11 protein-coding genes are annotated in these 17121 nt (G+C 65.8%); 4 read left to right on the forward strand and 7 right to left on the reverse strand.

The genetic code is table 11. The features are described from left to right. The first annotated feature begins 10 nt into the window (after positions 1–10). The 4 genes from E3C22_RS02180 (at position 11) to E3C22_RS02195 (ending at position 7353) form a co-directional block, all read left to right on the forward strand. The gene (locus E3C22_RS02180) at positions 11–2818 is read left to right on the forward strand and encodes an SEL1-like repeat protein (RefSeq protein ID WP_167591598.1); all 2808 of its coding nucleotides are present in this window, start codon (positions 11–13) and stop codon (positions 2816–2818) included. Positions 2819–2964: 146 nt separating this feature from the next. Next, on the forward strand, positions 2965–3945 hold the full coding sequence (locus E3C22_RS02185; RefSeq protein WP_134759777.1) for an alpha/beta hydrolase: 981 nt from the start codon (positions 2965–2967) through the stop codon (positions 3943–3945). Positions 3946–4278: 333 nt separating this feature from the next. Beyond that, complete coding sequence (locus tag E3C22_RS02190; protein WP_206026888.1) at positions 4279–5928, forward strand: peptidoglycan L,D-endopeptidase MepK; 1650 nt, start codon at positions 4279–4281, stop codon at positions 5926–5928. Positions 5929–6960: 1032 nt separating this feature from the next. After that, the gene (locus E3C22_RS02195) at positions 6961–7353 is read left to right on the forward strand and encodes a Ros/MucR family transcriptional regulator (protein WP_134760909.1); all 393 of its coding nucleotides are present in this window, start codon (positions 6961–6963) and stop codon (positions 7351–7353) included. A gap of 242 nt (positions 7354–7595) precedes the next feature. Here the strand turns inward: E3C22_RS02195 and E3C22_RS02200 are convergent, their stop codons facing one another. The 7 genes from E3C22_RS02200 to dctP form a co-directional block, all read right to left on the reverse strand. Next, positions 7596–8420: an SGNH/GDSL hydrolase family protein gene (locus tag E3C22_RS02200; RefSeq protein WP_245514715.1), complete on the reverse strand. Its 825-nt coding sequence runs from the start codon at positions 8418–8420 to the stop codon at positions 7596–7598. Further along, positions 8417–9610: a phosphoglycerate kinase gene (locus tag E3C22_RS02205; RefSeq protein ID WP_134759779.1), complete on the reverse strand. Its 1194-nt coding sequence runs from the start codon at positions 9608–9610 to the stop codon at positions 8417–8419. The genes E3C22_RS02200 and E3C22_RS02205 overlap by 4 nt, the downstream gene beginning before the upstream one ends. A gap of 138 nt (positions 9611–9748) precedes the next feature. Continuing rightward, positions 9749–11557 carry a potassium/proton antiporter gene (locus E3C22_RS02210; protein WP_245514716.1) on the reverse strand — a complete coding sequence of 603 codons (1809 nt, stop codon included), beginning with the start codon at positions 11555–11557 and terminating at the stop codon, positions 9749–9751. A gap of 261 nt (positions 11558–11818) precedes the next feature. Then, positions 11819–12586: a sulfotransferase gene (locus E3C22_RS02215; protein WP_134759781.1), complete on the reverse strand. Its 768-nt coding sequence runs from the start codon at positions 12584–12586 to the stop codon at positions 11819–11821. Positions 12587–12774: 188 nt separating this feature from the next. Further along, positions 12775–14130 (reverse strand): TRAP transporter large permease, encoded by a 1356-nt coding sequence (locus E3C22_RS02220; RefSeq protein ID WP_206026889.1) that lies wholly within the window; start codon positions 14128–14130, stop codon positions 12775–12777. 3 nt (positions 14131–14133) lie between these two features. Beyond that, positions 14134–15369 (reverse strand): TRAP transporter small permease subunit, encoded by a 1236-nt coding sequence (locus E3C22_RS24625; RefSeq protein ID WP_206026890.1) that lies wholly within the window; start codon positions 15367–15369, stop codon positions 14134–14136. Positions 15370–15496: 127 nt separating this feature from the next. Beyond that, complete coding sequence (gene dctP, locus E3C22_RS02225; protein ID WP_245514717.1) at positions 15497–16609, reverse strand: TRAP transporter substrate-binding protein DctP; 1113 nt, start codon at positions 16607–16609, stop codon at positions 15497–15499. Positions 16610–17121: the final 512 nt, after the last annotated feature.

Below are 17121 nucleotides of genomic sequence, written 5' to 3' on the forward strand. Positions count from 1 at the left end.
GCTTCGAGAGATGACCAGCATTCGATCCTCCCGCCGGCTCGCGCTCCTTGCCGGCGCTGCCTTCCTCGCCGTCGCGCCCGCCAGGGCCGATCAGCTCGTCGCCCAGGTGGCCGCAGATTGCCGCGAGGCGAAGGACCACTTCGAGATCGCCCGGCAGATCGGCACGCCGGAAGCCTATCAGGCGCATATCGACGCCTTCGGCGCCTGCCCCTATGCGAGCTTTGCCCGCATCCTCAAGGGCCAGGCCGAGGGTGCGGGCGGCGCGTCGGCGGCCGGGGAGGGCCGGGCGGCCAAGCCGGATACCGCGATGTCGCCGGGCGCCCCGCTGGAGCCTTCGCAACCCGCCGCCGCCGAGGCGCCGGCCGGCGACGGGTCTACGACACCCGATGTCGCCGTCGATCCGTTTTCAGGCAGCGGTGGCACGGCCGCCGGCGCCGATGGCCAGCCGGCTCCGGTGGCAATCCCGGATCCGGGCGTTGCGAGCCCCGCCGAACCGTCCGCTTCCGAGGCGCCGGGCGCCGCCACCGACGTCGCCGAGCCGCAGCCGCCGGCAGCCGCCCCGCAGCCCTCGACCGACGAAGCCAAGCTCCTCGCCGACACGCTGGCCGACCGGCTGAACGACCTGCAGGGCGGGGCCACCGAGAACGGCCCGAGGGTGCGCTACGATTCCGCCGTGCTCGACAATGGCGACCTGTTCATCACCAATCTGAGGCTTACCAAGGACGACGGCACGCCGGAATGGAGCGGCTTCGTCGCCCCCTCGGCCGTCGTGCTGAAGCCGGTGATCGAGGCGGACGGCACGTTCACCGCCAGCTCGATCTTCATGACCAAGACCAGCGTCAGGGCGACCGAGAAGAACGGCCCGAACGACCGGGTCGCGACGATCTCCTCGATCTCGATCCTCGACCCGCGCCTGGCCGCGATCGGTGCCAAGCCCGCCAGCGACAGTCTCGGAGCGGTCGACGTCAGGGGCATCGACATCCGCTCCGTCGTCGGCTTCGATCCTGCCGGCGAACTCTTGAAGATCGCCGCGATCCAGCTGACTACCAACGGCACCAGCGACGGCCTGCCGCAATCGGCCACCTTCAGCGTCAAGAACCTGTTCTTCACGCCCGAGCAGATGGCGCGGATCTCCGAGAGCAACCCTGCCGACCTCGCCGATCTCGGGCCGGACTTCTTCGACTTCACCTTCACCACCCTGATGCAGCGGGACACGGCGAAGCGCGATCTGAAGCTGACGGAGGTCTTCGAGATCGGCAAGGAGGCGAACCTCACCCTCTCGACGGCCTTCGGCAACTTCAGCCCGGCCGACATCAGGCTGCTGCTCGGCGCCGGCGATCCCTCGGCGCTGATCGGCCTGCAGGTGAGCCTCGACGAGGCGGAGATGAATTTCGTCAACACCTCGCTCGTCGACAAGGTGCTGGCGATCGCCGCCAGGCAGCAGAACATCGATGCGCCGCTGTTCCGGGCGGCGATCCCGAGTGCCGCCCGCGACGCGATCAGCAATTCGACCGGCAATGCCGCGCTCGCCGAAACCGTCGCGACGGCACTGCGAACCTTCCTCGACGATCCACGCTCGCTGCGGCTGTCGCTGAAGCCCGAGCAGCCGCTGCCGCTGATCGGCTCGGCCTTCCAGATCGCCGGTTCGGGCGATCCGGTTCAGGCGACTGCGATGCTGTCGCCGAGCCTGTCGGTGAATGGCGGGCCGCCCGTGCCGCTGGTGCTGTCGGAGCCGCCTGCACCGGCCGACGCAGCTCCTCCGGCCGATGCCGCTCCGCCTGCGGATGCCGCTCCGCCTGCGGAGCCGGCTCCCTCGGCGGCCGACGGAAGCAGCGACCAGGCGCTCGTCGTGCCGGTCGATCCGCTGCCGCTGGTGCCGTCGCCGGATGGCGCCACCGAAGCGCCGGTGCCGACGCCGGTCGAGCCCGAGGTGCCGGCCCGCAGCAGCGCTGCCGCCTCCGTTCTGGCCGAATGCGACCGGCTCGCCGCCGACTCCGACGATCCGACGAAGCCTGCCGGCGTCGAAGGGGTGAAGTCGCCCGGCGACATCGACGTCAAGACGGCGCTGCCGGCCTGCGAGGCGGCGCACCGTCTGGCGCCGGACGATCCGCGGATCACCTTCCAGCTCGGCCGGGCCTATCAGGCGGCCGGCCGCGACGAGGAGGCGGCGCGGCTCTACGGGGAGGCGGCCGATGCCGGCCAGTCCGTCGCTCAATACGAGCTGGCGCTTGCCTATTACGACGGCCGCGGCGTCGAGCAGAGCCCGCAAAAGGCGATCGAGCAGCTGCAGAAATCGGCAGCCCTCGGTAACGGCTTTTCGAAATACTTCCTCGGCATCGAGAAGGTGAACGGCAATTACATCCCGCAGGACTATCCGGCCGCCTACCAGCTGTTCCAGGAGGCTGTCGACTTCGGGGTGCCCGAGGCGCTCGTCGAGCTCGGCAAGATGGAATACAGCGGCCAGGGCGTGCCGGAGGACTACGACAAGGCCTACGCCTTCTATACCCAGGCGGCGGCCAAGGACGTCCCCGGCGGCTATTTCTACGTCGGCTTCATGGACTCCTTCGGCGTCGGCTCCTCGGACGCGACGCCGCTCGCCGCCGCGCAGAACATGATGAAGGGGCTTGCCCGCGGCTATGCCGATGCCGAGGAGCTGATCGTCACCAACAGCGGCCAGATCTTCGAGCCGCAGGTCCGTCAGGCCTTCCAGGACTATCTGAGGGGCGAGGGCTACTATCGCGGCAGGAGCGACGGGGTATTCGGCCCGGCGACGCTGCAGGCGATCAAGGCCTGGCGCACCGCCACCAATGGCGGCTGATCCGCTGGCTGCCGCGGGATGGGACGTCCAGCTGCCTTGGGCGCGGCCGACCGTCCGCGGCGTCGTTCTGGCGCGTGACCCTACACTGGTGAGACTGATCGCCTAGCTTTCCGTCGTGAAGGCAACCCATCGGCAGGATGACGAGCATGGCAAAGTCGCGACTGGAGATCGATCCAGAGGCCTTCGATCCCGAGTCCACCGATCCCGAACTCGTTGAGCAGATCGAATGGCTGCGTGAGGAACACCGCCAGCGGCCGGACCCCTGGTCGCTGCCCCTCGACAAGGTCCGCAAGGCGCGCAAGGAGGGCAAGGGCATCTTCCCCTATGCCCCGCGCGACAAGCAGGCGGAAAGCTACGTCCATATCGGCTCGGCCGGGCGGGAGATCCCGATGCGCATTCTGCGCCCGTCGGATGGCGCCACCCGCGGCAGCTTCCTGCATCTCCACGGCGGCGGCTGGGTCTTCGGTGCCCCCGAGGAATCCGAGCCACGGCTGCGCCAGCTCGCCGATTCCACCGGGCTGACGGTCGTCTCGGTCGACTACCGGCTGGCTCCGGAGCATCCCTTTCCTGCCGCACCCGACGATTGCGTCGACGTCGCGCTGGCGCTCGCCAACGGTCATCTGCCGGCGCCGCGGGGCTTTCTTGCGATCGGCGGCGAGTCGGCCGGCGCCCATCTCGCCGTCCTCGCCCTCGTGCGGCTGCGCGACGAGTACAAGCTGTCGCCGTTCCGCGCGGCCGTCCTCGTCGCGGGCTGCTACGACCTGTCGCTGACACCGAGCGTCCGCTCGATGGGCGAGGAGCGGCTGGTCATCAGCGCCGACGACGTGAAGGAATTGGTGCTGCGCTTCGTACCGGACGAGATTTCGCTGAAGGACCCGCAGGTCTCGCCGCTCTATGCCGATCTCAACGGTCTGCCGCCGGCGCGCTTCAGCTGCGGAACGCGCGATCTTCTTCTCGACGACACCCTGTTCATGGCGGCCCGCTGGGTTTCAGCAGGCAATACCGCCGAGCTGCATCTCACCAATGGCGGCGTGCATGTCTTCGAGGCCTTTCCGAGCAAAGCCGGCGCGGCGTCGTTAGAGGGCATGGAGACTTATCTTCGCGAGCGGATCGACTTTCCGGCCTGACCGCGGCGAATATTCGCCGTCGGTGGCGGCGTTGCTGGGGAGACCGGGGAAAATCCGTGGCTGCGACGCGATGACACTCATGCCGGGCGATCCCGCCAAGCATGCCTGGCGGGCGGCGAGTCGCCGAAAAGAATCAATGGCCTGCGACCTCGCCTCCGGCGTATCCTTAATGCAGCATTAAAGAATTTTCGGCAGGGTCGGAAAGAAAAACCTAGCTGCTGTCATTTTCATGCCGCAGTTTTAGGCAAGCTCGCACAGAGATAAGAGCCGTTCCTGGAACGGGCGCCGCTGGGGGATTGGTGGCGTGGGACATCATTCGTAGGGGGATGCCGCATGTTCGGTCGAACTGTCGGCGCTGGGCGCTTTGCCTCGCGTCTCGCCGCCATGGCTGCTGCTGCACTGCTGGTCGGCACCTTCGCATCCGGCGCTTCGGCGGAAACGCGGTCCCTGAGGCTCTATAACCTCCACACCAAGGAAAAGGCGGTATTTGCCTACAAGGTGAACGGCCGCTACGATCAGTCCGAGCTCAAGAAGGTCAACTGGTTCCTGCGCGACTGGCGCAAGGCCAAGGCGACCACCATGGATCCGCGGCTCCTCGACCTGATCTGGGAGGCCTACCGCCAGTCCGGCTCCAACGGCTACATCAACGTCATCTGCGGCTACCGCTCGCCAGCCACCAACGAGATGCTGCGTTCGCGCTCGTCCGGTGTCGCCAAGAAGAGCCAGCATACGCTCGGCCGCGCCCTCGACTTCTACATTCCCGACGTACCGCTGAAGAAGATGCGCGAGATCGGCCTGAAGATGCAGGTCGGCGGCGTCGGCTACTATCCGCGCTCGGGCTCGCCCTTCGTTCATTTCGACGTCGGCAATGCCCGCCACTGGCCGCGCATGAGCCGGCGCGAGCTGCTCGCCGTCTTCCCGAATGGCGGCACGGTCCACGTCCCCTCCGACGGCAAGCCGCTGCCGGGCTACAGCCAGGCGCTCGCCTCCTACAAGTCGCGCCGCAGCCAGTCGGAGATCCAGGTCGCCAATGCCGGCAGGTCGTCCTCCGGCGGCGGCAAGTCGCTGATCGCCATGCTGTTCGGTGGCGGCGATGCCGCCGAAGAGGCCGAGGACGAGGCCGATGTCGCAACGCCGGCCGAGGCTCCGGCCCGCGCGGCTCCGGCCCAGGACAGCGTGCAGGTGGCGGCGATCGTGCCGCAGCCGCGCCCGAGCCGCGACCTGCCGAGCGGCGTTTCGGTGCCGGTCGCCGACACCTTCGACACCGGAGCGCCGGCAGCCGCCGACACCAAGGTCGCCGCGATCGAACCGTCCCGGGTGCCGCTGCCGACCTTCGCCTCGCGTGGCGCCTCACAGACGGCCCAGTCGAGCGACGTCGGTGCGCTGATTGCCGCGATGGAGGAGACGTCACCCGAGCCGGCGCTCGCCAGCGGCCAGCTTGCCTATTCGGTCCCGACGCCGACCGACCGGCCGAACTTCAAGGCCGTGCTGAACGGCGGCGCCAAGGTCGAGCAGCAGCGCGATGCGGTTGCGGCGCTCGGAGCACTCGCCACCGGCAAGAAGAACGAGATCGCCGCCGTGCTTCCGCAGCAGCGGCCGGGCGCCGGCGCCAACGCCAAGTCCGAGAACGGCAAGACGCGCGGCCTCATCGCGGCGTCCTTCCGCGAGCCGTCCCAGCCGAAACGCGAGCGGAACCTCAAGCCGCAGGCTCCCGCCGAGGCCATCGAGACGGCCGCCGCCGAGGCCGATTCGATCGAGGCGGAAATCCTCGCCGGCAAGGGCGGCCGCGTCGTCCGTCCGGCACTTGTCGCCTCGCGCGGCGGCGACAGCCAAGCTTCGATCTCCTCGCGGATCGCCTTCGCCGCGCGGGCTTCTGCCTCTCGTGCCGGCTCGGGCAACGATGCCGGCCATGCTGGTAGCGATCTCGGCAAGGCGCTTCTTGCCAAGGGCTTCACTCTGACCGAGGTGCGCCACGCCGACTGACCGGCCGGACGACGGTCCTGACGCGCCGCTGCCGATCCCCCGGCAGCAGGCGCGTTTGATTGCACGGGCTGGCGAACCGAATCATGCGAGGCCCCGAGGGCCTCTTCCAGTTGCGTCGCAGTGGAATTTCCGATCGGAAGCGTCAGCGAGCCACTGTTCCATGGCTCTTCTTCCGAATCATACGCGATGGCCGTGGGGCGGCAGCCGAAGGGCGTTCCGGAAGCGTCCATACGTTGCGCAGATGGCTATAGGCTGGATCGGAGCCAGGTGGCCGCGTCGCGGAGGGGCCTTGTCGCCTCTCTCGTGGTCGGATCCGGGGGATTGGCGTTCACCAGCCAGTTGTCGGCCGGGATACCTTTGCGCCGGGCGCAGATCTTTCCATGCCGTATGGCAGCCCGACAATAAAGCTCTGGGCATGCGTGACTATTCGTCGTGTTTCGGACGATCGGCTCGCAGGGTGAAGGCCGGTAACGGAAGGCGAAATCTTCGGCTTTCCGCCCCGTACAGCGTCATTGGCACACTCGTCGTCGGCGACGATTTCACCGGCTGCGTCCTGTGGCTGGAAGCATAGCGTGACGGTGGATGATCCGGCCGGGCGAAGCTCGGATGCATGCAACAAGTAATTGATCTCTCTCCGATCATTGCTCGCTGCAGGGTCAAACCTCAGAAATCTTTCGTGTGGCTGGATAAAATCATCTTTGGGTTGTGCTAGCTCACCGAACAATTCGACGCGTTGACACGGCGTAAATCCCGGAAAATGGTCCCTCGGATATAAAATTTGCTTGTCGATCAGCGGCCTTTGCGAGGCTTGCTAGGGGAAAATTCTGAAAAAACAGAAATGTCCTATTGACAGCAAGTAAAACCCCATCAATACAGAACGCCAAGGCACATCAGTCGTTATTGTGCTCAACCGCGTTCACTGAGGGTCGGCAGTGCTTTCCGGCTGATCGCGTTAATTAGTTCGTGGCACTGCCGTGATACAAACGATCGGGTGATAAATTGGATCAGATCGAGGCAATCGACAACAACGAGATGCTCATGGAGCTTACGGCTGAGGTCGTCGCCGCTTATGTGAGCAATAATTCCCTGCCCGTTTCGGAACTGCCCGGCTTGATTGCCGATGTTTACGGTGCGCTTGGCCGTACGACGACCGTACCGGCAGCGCCGCTGGCAGAAAAGCCGAAGCCGGCTGTCCCTGTGAAGAAGTCGGTGACCGACGATTTCATCGTCTGTCTCGAGGATGGCAAGAAGTTCAAGTCGCTGAAGCGTCACCTGATGACGCACTACAATCTCACCCCGGAAGAGTACCGGGAGAAGTGGGACCTGCCGGCCGACTATCCGATGGTCGCACCGAACTATGCGGCGGCTCGCTCGCGTCTCGCCAAGCAGATGGGTCTCGGCCACAAGCGTCGCCGCGGCCGCTGAGCTGCTGCTTCGGTTTAAGGGGCCAGGAAGCTCCGACGCTGCGGTCTGGCGGCCGCATGACAGTCGAAATATGATGATGCAGGCCCGCGTCTGGTGACGTGGGCCTTGTCATTTCGAGTGGGTGCAGGTTTCGCCCGGTGACCTGTGGCAGGCCTTCGGGAAGGCGTGCCCGACCCTGTTCTCGCGAAAACTCGAACAGAATTTCGCGCCCCCCTTGGGATGGCCCGGCGAAGGTGTGCGCGTCAGCGCCGCCCGATCACGTAATTGACGAGGTGGTTGGCGTAATAGGCGTAGCCTTCCACCGAGGCGTGGAAGCCGTCGCGGGAAAAGCCCGCCGGCTCGACCCGGGGCAGGGTGGTCGCGACGATGGCGCCGCGCTCGGCGCAAAGCCGCGCACCGATCTTGCGGATGATCCTGGCCCGCAGTTCCAGCACATGGGCAAGGCCGCGCGGCAGCGCCGGCACGCGCTTGAGGTCGACCGGCGGCGACCAGACGATCCGCGCCTCCGGCCATTTCGCCTTCAGCGCATAGAGCAGGCTGCCGAAGCTCTTCTTGAACCGCCGGCCGCCGTGGAAGTTCTTGGCGTCGTTGGTGCCGATCATCAGGACGATATGGGTGAAGGCTTCGCGGGCAAGGTTCGGCACGACATGGTCGCGGATCTCGGCGGAGACGGCGGAATTGGCCCCTGCCGCCCGCCAGAACACCGAAAGCCCGGTCAGTGCGGCGATCCGCTCGGCGAGCTTCGGCCCGAGCGAGTCGTCGATCCGGTCGACGCCGACGCCGGCAGCAGAGGAGTCGCCGATGACGAGCAGCCTGACGGCGGCCTCGCGGATCGTCTCGGTGCCGAAGAAGCCGCTGGTCGAGCCTTCCGGCGGGACCATGCGCAGGACGCGGCGGCGGGTCTGGATACCCTGCCAGACATAGACCGGCAGGAGCAGCCAGGAGATCACCCCGGTCTTGAACGAGGCGGCGAGACCGCCCGGATCGAAATCGCGGGTGAAATCGACGTTGAACTCGCCAAAGCTGCTGTCGGACGAGCCGGAATACTGGGTCCGCGGTGTCATCATGTCTTCAGCACCTCGACGCCGGGGAGGGCCTTTCCTTCCATCCATTCGAGGAAAGCGCCGCCTGCAGTCGAAACATAGCTGAAGTCGGCGGCCGCGCCAGCCTGATTGAGCGCTGCGACCGTGTCGCCGCCGCCGGCGACCGAGACCAGCCTGCCGGCCTTGGTCAGTTCCGCCGCATGGCGCGCCGCGGCGACGGTGGCCTTGTCGAAGGGTTCGATCTCGAAGGCGCCGAGCGGGCCGTTCCAGACGAGCGTCTTCGCCTTGTCGAGCCAGGCGTTGACTGCCTCGACGCTCGCGGGGCCGGTGTCGAGGATCATCGCATCCTCAGGCACCGCCTCGACCGCGACGACCTCGCTCGGCGCGCCGGCCTTGAACTCCCGGGCGACAACAGCGTCCACCGGCAGCACGATCTCGCAGCCGGCAGCCTTTGCCGCTTTGGTGATCGCCCTCGCAGTGTCGGCCAGATCGTGCTCGCAGAGCGACTTGCCGACCGAAATGCCGTTCGCGGCGAGGAAGGTGTTGGCCATGCCGCCGCCGATTACCAGCGCATCGACACGGCTGACGAGGTTCTGGAGAAGATCGATCTTCGAGGAGACCTTGGCGCCGCCGACCACTGCAACGACCGGGCGCTCCGGCTTGCCGAGGCCCTTTTCCAGCGCTTCGAGCTCGGCTTGCATCGTCCGCCCGGCATAGGCGGGCAGGTGATGGGAGAGCCCTTCGGTCGAGGCATGGGCGCGGTGCGCGGCCGAGAAGGCCTCGTTGACGAAGACGTCGCCGAGCGAGGCGAGGGCATCGACGAAATCCGGCGCGTTCTTTTCCTCGCCCTCGTGGAAGCGGGTGTTCTCGAGAAGCACGACGTCGCCGTCGGTAAGCCCGGAGACGACGCCGGCCGCGACGGGGCCGATGCAGTCGTCGGCAAACCCCACCGGCTGGCCGAGCATTTCGGAAAGCACCGGCGCGACCGGGGCCAGCGACATCTCGGGGTTCGGCTTGCCCTTGGGGCGGCCGAAATGGGCAAGCAGGATCACCCGGCCGCCCTTGCTGGCGATTTCGCGGATGGTCGGCAGCACGCGCTCGATGCGGGTCCGGTCGGTGACGGCGCCATCCTTCATCGGGACGTTGAGATCGACGCGCAGGAGCACCCGCTTGCCGGCAAGCTGTACGTCGTCGAGGGTCTTGAAAATCGTCACGGGGGATCCTCCATCGGGTCTGGCGAGCCCATGGCTCAGGGCTCTGCGGCGCTCTCGCCGCGAAACGTGTCATCGTCGCCGGCTTCGTATCGCCCCCTGGAGGCAGCGTCCAGATCGGCCCACCCTGGCCCCCGAGCGTTAGCCGTCCTGGCTGCGCCTGCCGAGAAACCGGCGCAGGGCGCCAACGAGATCGCGGCGGCTGAAGAACAGCGGGATCGCGCCGCCGCGTCCGCTCTCCGGCGCCAGCGACAGGCCCGCCGCGACAACCGAGCCGTCAAGACCGGTCTGGCGGACGATCAGCTCGACGGGAGCTGCCGGCACCCGGTCGCCATAGTCTGCCTCGCCGCCCAGTCGCGCCACCATCATCTGCGAGATCGACAGCGTCTCTTCGCCGGGATGCAGCCTGATCCCGTAAGCCTCCGCAAGCGCGGCGGCCTTGGCGCTCGGATCGACGGAGAACTCGCCGAAGAATTCGGTGTCGTCCGGGCTGAGCACGGCGGGGCGGGCGAACAGCCGGTCGAGCAGCGGCGGATAGCGTGGCGAAATGAACAGGAAGACGTAGTCGCCGGCCTTCAGCCGCCCGGCATATTGATAGGCCATCGATCGCCCGTCGCGGATCACCAGCGAGGGCCGCGCCCAGCGCGGGATGCGCTCGCCCCTTGCGACCGGGCTCTCCTCGACGACGCGGTAGGAGAGGAGCTCGTGGTCCGGCGAGCCGGGCAGTTCCAACTCGTGCTTCTCGATCGCCCCGGTGCGCGGCGGCACGACGAGGCCGAGCCTTCGCGCGACGCTGGCGATGGTCCAGCCCTGAACGAGTAGCGAAACGAGCACGATGATGAAGGCGGTGTTGAAGAACAGCCGGGAATCGTCGAGGCCGCCGATCAGCGGAACGATGGCGAGCAAAATCGAGACTGCGCCCCTGAGGCCCACCCAGGAGACGAAGGCCATCTCGCGGCGCTGGAAATCGAAGGGCAGAAGGCAGAGCCAGACGGCCAGCGGTCTTGCGACGAAGATCAGGAAGGCGGCGAGCGCCAGCGCCGGCCACAGGATGTCCATGAACTGCGAGGGCGTCGCGAGCAGGCCGAGGATCAGGAACATGATGATCTGGGCAAGCCAGGTCAGCCCGTCCTGGAAGCGCTTGATCGTCGCGGCATTGGCGAGCTTGGCGTTGCCGGCATAGAGCCCGGCGACATAGACGGCGAGGAATCCCGAGCCGTCGAGGGCGCCGACCGCGGCAAAGACCGACAGCGCCAGCGCGAGCGTGATGATCGGCAGGAGGCCGCGGTCGATCGCCAGCCGGCGGATCACTGCGACGATCATCATGCCGCCGAGAAAGCCGCCGAGGAGGCCGATGGTCATCTGGCTGAGAAGGCCAAGAGCGACATCGATGCCGACGGAATCGACGCCGGCACCGGCCCGGATCGTCTCGACCAGAGCGACGGTCAGGAAGATCGCCATCGGGTCGTTGGTGCCGGATTCGATCTCGAGCAGCGAGCGCACCCTGTCCCTGATCGTGATCCCGCCGACGCGCAGGAGAAAGAACACCGCCGCCGCATCGGTCGATCCGACGATGGCGCCAAGAAGCAGGCCCTCGACCAGCGGCAAATCGAGGAGATAGGTCGCCGCGACGCCGAACAGGACCGCCGTCGCCAGCACGCCCACCGTCGCCATGGTGATGGCCGGCCCGGCGGCATTGCGGAAGGTCGAGATGCGGGTGCCGAAGCCGGAATCGAACAGGATGATCGCCAGCGCGATCGTCCCGACGAAATAGGCAAGGCCGGCATTGTCGAAGTCGATGCCGATGCCGTCGACGCCGGCGACGAGGCCGATCGACAGGAAGAGCAGGAGCAGCGGAGCGCCGAAACGAAAGGCTAGGAGGCTTGAGAAGGCTGCGACGACGATCAGGACGGTCCCGACGAGGATCAGGACGTAGAGGGATTCCAGCATGTCTCGCGGCGGTGTCCTCGGCTGGCGGATCGGGAAAAGGGCGGAGACGATTCCGCCCTGCAGCATATAGGTCGGTCGGCCCCGATTGCCATTGTGAAGCGATGTCGAGACGGCCTGTCTGAGCCCCGATCGCGACGAAAAGAGGTCGGCGCCTCCTTTTCATACCCTCGACCCCGTCATCGTCTGGCCTGGAGAGGAGAGGACCAAGCGCTGCGCGCGCTCGATGCCAGCGAACGGGGGCGATATCTCGGGCCGCCGGTCTCAGTTGTCGGCGCGCTCCGGGCGTCTTCCGACGATCACGCTGGATCTGACGTCCTCATACTCCCGGTCGGGGAAGCCGAGAAACACCGCCAGCTTGCGAAACTTCTCCGGATCGTCGAGTGGCGCCGAGAAGAAGTGGTCCGGGGCGTTGTCGCGAAAATACGTCGCGACCGAGCGGACGTGTTCCTCATAGACGCGCATGTAGCGCTCGGCCTGCCCCTCCAGCGAGAAGCCGTTGCGGTGGTCCGCAGCCAGCGAGCCGCCATGGGCGCGCTGCAGCTCCTCGAACTCCTCCTCGCGGCCATAGATCCTCGCGTGAACGTCGGTATAGCCGGGCGAGCGTCCGCGCGAATGGGCGGAGAGCGAGTTGAACCAGCTTTCCGGATCGCGAACGAACATGACGAAGCGCGCATCCGGGAACCGCTGGTGGAGCAGCCGGTAGACGCCGGGAAACCACCACGGCCCGTCGTCGAACATCTGGCCGGTCCGGAAGACCGGATCGTCGAAGACCGTTTCCATCTCGCCCGTCAGCCAGAGGCGGCTCCATCCCCGTCGGCGGGAGACCCGGTTCGACCGGCGGACCATGCCGAGCTGGTTCTCGCAGAAATCGCCCGTCGAGGTCGTGCCGCTGCGCTGCATCCCAATACAGAAGATCTTCGGCCCGGCTTCCTGCACGTCGCCGCGGTGAAACGCCTCGACCAGCGCGTCGTCGGAAAAACTCTCCCGCCCATGGGGCGTGACGGCGAGATTGGCGGCGACGGGTGGCATCGGTCTGGTCGCGTCCGGTTGGGTGCTGGAATGCGTGCCGCAAGCTAGCACATCATCGGCCAGTGGCGAGGCAGGAAAGCGGCAGTTGCCCTACGCAACGCTGCCGCTTTCCCGTCAAACCGCGTCCTGCCATCGAAGGTGCGTCGGCCTGCCGCGATCCGCTGCCATGCGCAGCGGATCGTTCCTGCTCAGCCATAGACCGCGTCCGGCAGCCAGGTGATGATCTCGGGAAAGATCATGCAGAGGACGAGCCCGATCAGCTGGATCATCAGGAAGGGGATCGCCGCCTTGAAGATCCGCGTCATCGGGATTTCCGGCGGGGCGACGCCGCGCAGGTAGAACAGCGCGTAGCCGAAGGGTGGCGACAGGAAGCTCATCTGCATGTTGACGAGATAGAGGACGCCGAACCACAGCACGAGATCGTCGGCGCTTTCGAGGCCGAAGCTCGCCGCCCCGAGCCCCTTGATGATCGGCACGAAGATCGGCACGCAGAGGAGCAGGATGCCGACCCAGTCGAGGAACATGCCGAGGAAGATCAGGATCAGCTGCATGAAGATCAGGATCCCCCACGGTCCGAGCCCCATGCCCTGCATTGCGCCGGCAACGAATTGCTGGCCGCCTTCGAGGACATAGAGGCCGACGAAGATCGTCGCGCCGAACATGATCCAGATGACCATGGCGGTGGCCTTGAGGGTCGTCAGACACGCGCCCTGGACCGTCGGCCAGTCGAGCTTGCGATGGATCGCAGCGACGATGAAGGCGCCGAAGGTGCCGATGCCGGCGGCCTCCACCGGGGTTGCGACGCCGGAGAAGATGACGCCGAGAACGACGACGATGAGGGCGATCGGCGCCGACATCTTCGACATCACCCGAACCTTCTCGCGGAAGGAGATCCGCTCCTCGATCGGGGCCGGGGGCCCGAGTTCCGGATTGATGTAGGAGCGGGCGACGACGTAGAGCACGTAGAGGCCGGAAAGCAGCAGCCCCGGAAACACCGCGCCGATGAAGAGTTCGCCCACCGACTGCTCGGCGACGACGGCGTAGATGATCGCCAGGATCGACGGCGGGATCAGGATGCCGAGCGTGCCGCCGGCCATGATCGAGCCCATGGCGATCTCGGGATTGTAGTGCCGCTTCAGCATCGCCGGCAGGGCGATGATGCCCATGGTGACGACTGCAGCCCCGATGACGCCGACCATCGCCGCAAGGATTGTCGAGGCGATGATCGTCGCCGCCGCAAGGCCGCCCTTCACCCCGCCGAGCACCTTGTAGATGACGTCGAACATGTCGTTGATGATGCCCGCCCGTTCGAGCATCGCCGCCATGAAGATGAACAGCGGGATCGCCGAGAGCTGATAGTTGGTCATCAGCGGGAAAATGCGCGACGGCACGATATTGAGCGTCTGCCAGTCGCCGAGGACGAACAGGAAGACGCAGGCAAGGCCACCGGTGACGAAGGCGAGCGGCAGGCCCGCCATCAGCAGCAGAAGCAGGCTGCCGAACATGATCAGCGTCAGCCAGCCGATGTCGATTTCGAGACCCATCGGTCAGGCCTTTCCGGGAACGCTGGGGCGGCCGGTCGCGAAGGTTCGGAAGTCCTGCGCGAGCTTGGCGATGCCCTGGAGAATGAGAAGGAAGGCGCCGACGACGATCGCCCATTTGAACGGCCAGTAGGTGAGCTGCCATTCGGTGAAGGAGACCTCGTTCACCCGCGTCGCATCGACGGCGAAGATCCAGCCGGTGACCAGCAGCACCCCGGCGAAGATGAAGAAGAACACCGAAGTGAGAATGTCGGCGAGGGCTTTCCGGCGTGGCGACAGCGGCGCATAGAAGATGTCGACCCGCACATGGCTCTCGCTGAGCATCGCATAGGCTCCCATGATCAGGTACTGCATCCCGAACATGAGATACATGCCCTCATGGGCCCAGTTGGTCGGCGAATTGAAGACATAGCGGGCGACGACTTCGTAGTAGTAGACGAAGACGGCGATCACCGCCCAATAGGAGACGAATTCGCCGGAATAAAAGGACAGGCGGTCGATCCAGCCGGTCCAGCCGGACGAGACGGTCGCGTAGTCCTTGGTGAATTCGCCGGACAGCGCCGGCAGAGGCTCGCCCTCGTCTTCGTCATCCTCTTCGATGAGGCGCCGGTTGGCGCGGCGCACCAGGAACGGCAACAGGATCGCGTCGATCACCACCAGAGCGAGGATCGCGGCAAAGGCGATGAACGCGACGATCTCCCAGAATCGGCGGTCGTCGCCGGAGCTCGCGGCGATCGCCTGCTGCTCCTGAAGATCGGCGCGGGCCTCCTCGAGCCGCGTTTTCGAGCTTTCGAGCCGCCGCTCCTCGCGCTGCAGGCGCCTCTCGGCCGCCTTCTTGGTGAAGGAGCCTTCCTCGGCCGCATCCACCTCGCTCTTCAGACTGGCAAGGGTTGCGTCGGCCTCGGCGATGCGCGGCTCTTCCCGCTCGATCGTGCCCTTCGACACCCGCACGATGTTGGCCGCGTCGGAATAGGTGGCGCGGGCCGTGCGCTGATGGGCATTGGCAAAGAGGATCGCGGCGAACAGCGGCAGGAAGATCAGCCCCCACCAGATGCTCTTCAGATAGAACCGGTGCAGGCCGAGCATGCCGCCGGTGATCAGCACGAAATAGGCGAGCGGCAGGGAATAGAGACGCTTGCCGCCGCTTCGTCCCCGCCGCGCCATGATCATCGCGACGACGGGAAAGACGGCGAGCATCGTCCAGTACAGCCAGTGAGGCAGTACGAACGTCAGACTCGGCATGGGTTCGGTCCTGGTCGGAGAAGGAAAGACATGGTGAGGGCGCCGGCCGCCCCGAAGACCCGGAGCGGTGTTTGCCCGTTCCGGATCCTCTGGACGGCCGGCGCCGGCGTGTGGCGTCGCGCGAGGCTCAGAGGTTGGTCAGTTCCAGCCCCTCGAGCAGGCTCGGATCGACATAGCCGAGCGAGCCCGAGGTCATGTAGTCGAGCTGGATCTTGAAGATCTTCGCGGCGTTCTTGTCCTTGTTCGCCCAGTTGAACCAGATCGGCACGGCGACCTCGGTCATCAGGGCGACGTCGTCCTGGGTGAGGCGGGTGACCTCGGTGCCGTCGGCCTCGAACTTCTTCCAGGCCTCCTGGTTGGCCTTCTGGATCGCCGCGTGATGCATGTCGGAATAGACATGCACTTCCATCTCGACGAACTGCTTCATCTCGGGCGACAGCTTGTCCCACGCGGCCTTGCCGACTGTCAGGTCCATCAGGTCGACCGGCTGGTAGAGCGACATGAAGCCCGGAGGGCCCATGGAGATGTATTTGGTCACCTGGCTGAAGCCGAGGGCGTAGTTCACCGCCGGGCCGGTATAGTCGGCGACGTCGATGGTGCCCTTCTCCAGCGCCGGGAAGATTTCCGATCCCGGCAGCACGGTGGTCTTGGCGCCGAGCGCCTGGAACACCTCGGCGACCATGCCGCCCGGAAGGCGCATCTTGCGGTCGCGGAAGTCGTCGATGGAGCGGATCGGCACCTTCGAATGGATGATGTTGGCGTCGTGCTGGATCGGGCCGACGAAATACATGCCCTGTTCGGCATAGAGCTCGCGGGTGATCTCAAGGCCGCCGAGGCCGTAATAGAAGGTGTCGAATTCGTGCGGGTTTCTGAGGCCGAGCGGATAGGAGGTGAGGAACACCGCCGCCGGGATGATCCCTTGCGCGTAGATGGTGAAGGGGTTTACCGCCTCGAGCACGCCGTTCTTCACCGCGTCGAAGAGCTGGAAGTCGCCGACGACGTCGTTGGCGCCGAAGGGCGTGAACTCCAATTCGCCGCCGGTCTTCTCCTTGATCGAGCCGCACCAGTCCTTGAAGGTGGTCAGCCCGATGCCGCCCGGCCAGGACGTCTGCACCCGCCAGGTGGTCGTCTGGCCCTGCGCCCGAGCGACATGCGGCGCTGCCAGCGTTGCCGCAACTGTTCCACCGGCAACGACTGACTTGCCGAGAAATGCTCTTCGATCAATGCGTTGATTGCTCAATATCGCCTCCCTTGGTCGCGAGTCGAAGCTGTTTTCCTCCCGGCTTCGACACCGATGGCCCGAGAGTAGAGTGAGAGGAGCGGCGGTGGCAACCGTCATTCGACTTTTGTCGAATGAACCGTCAGGGGAGAATTAGTCAGTTGTTGTGACTGATCTCTCGGGAAACGTCAGCCTGACTGCCGGAGTTCTTGTGAAGCTTCCGCCGCTTGAACGAGCATGCAGCGGCGAGAGACGGCTGCATCCGGCTGATGAACCTGGCGCTGCGCTTGGTTGCGGCCGAATATTTGACTCTCCCGGAAGGCGCAATAGGGTAAATTTGCCCGTTTAAATAGCATTGGTGGATCGATGAAACAGTTTTTGCTGATCGGGACCGTTCTGGTTCTCGCAGGTTGCCAAACAGGCTCTGCGCCGGCGCCCAATGGGTCCTACACGGAAAAATTCGTCGGGAGTTGGACCTGCAAATGGCGTGGTCGACGAGACGCACGTCTCGAACTTACTGATGCAGGCAACGG

This window comes from Jiella endophytica (genome assembly GCF_004519335.1).
GTDB classification, from domain to species: Bacteria; Pseudomonadota; Alphaproteobacteria; order Rhizobiales; family Rhizobiaceae; genus Jiella; species Jiella endophytica.

Excerpts from the sequence above, each read along its gene's own strand:
- E3C22_RS02215 (WP_134759781.1), bottom strand. The coding sequence starts at position 12,586 with ATGCCACCCGTCGCCGCCAATCTCGCCGTCACGCCCCATGGGCGGGAG.
- E3C22_RS02185 (WP_134759777.1), top strand. The coding sequence starts at position 2,965 with ATGGCAAAGTCGCGACTGGAGATCGATCCAGAGGCCTTCGATCCCGAG.
- E3C22_RS02220 (WP_206026889.1), bottom strand. The coding sequence starts at position 14,130 with ATGGGTCTCGAAATCGACATCGGCTGGCTGACGCTGATCATGTTCGGC.
- E3C22_RS02210 (WP_245514716.1), bottom strand. The coding sequence starts at position 11,557 with ATGCTGGAATCCCTCTACGTCCTGATCCTCGTCGGGACCGTCCTGATC.
- E3C22_RS02195 (WP_134760909.1), top strand. The coding sequence starts at position 6,961 with ATGCTCATGGAGCTTACGGCTGAGGTCGTCGCCGCTTATGTGAGCAAT.
- E3C22_RS02190 (WP_206026888.1), top strand. The coding sequence starts at position 4,279 with ATGTTCGGTCGAACTGTCGGCGCTGGGCGCTTTGCCTCGCGTCTCGCC.
- E3C22_RS02180 (WP_167591598.1), top strand. The coding sequence starts at position 11 with ATGACCAGCATTCGATCCTCCCGCCGGCTCGCGCTCCTTGCCGGCGCT.
- E3C22_RS24625 (WP_206026890.1), bottom strand. The coding sequence starts at position 15,369 with ATGCCGAGTCTGACGTTCGTACTGCCTCACTGGCTGTACTGGACGATG.
- E3C22_RS02200 (WP_245514715.1), bottom strand. The coding sequence starts at position 8,420 with ATGATGACACCGCGGACCCAGTATTCCGGCTCGTCCGACAGCAGCTTT.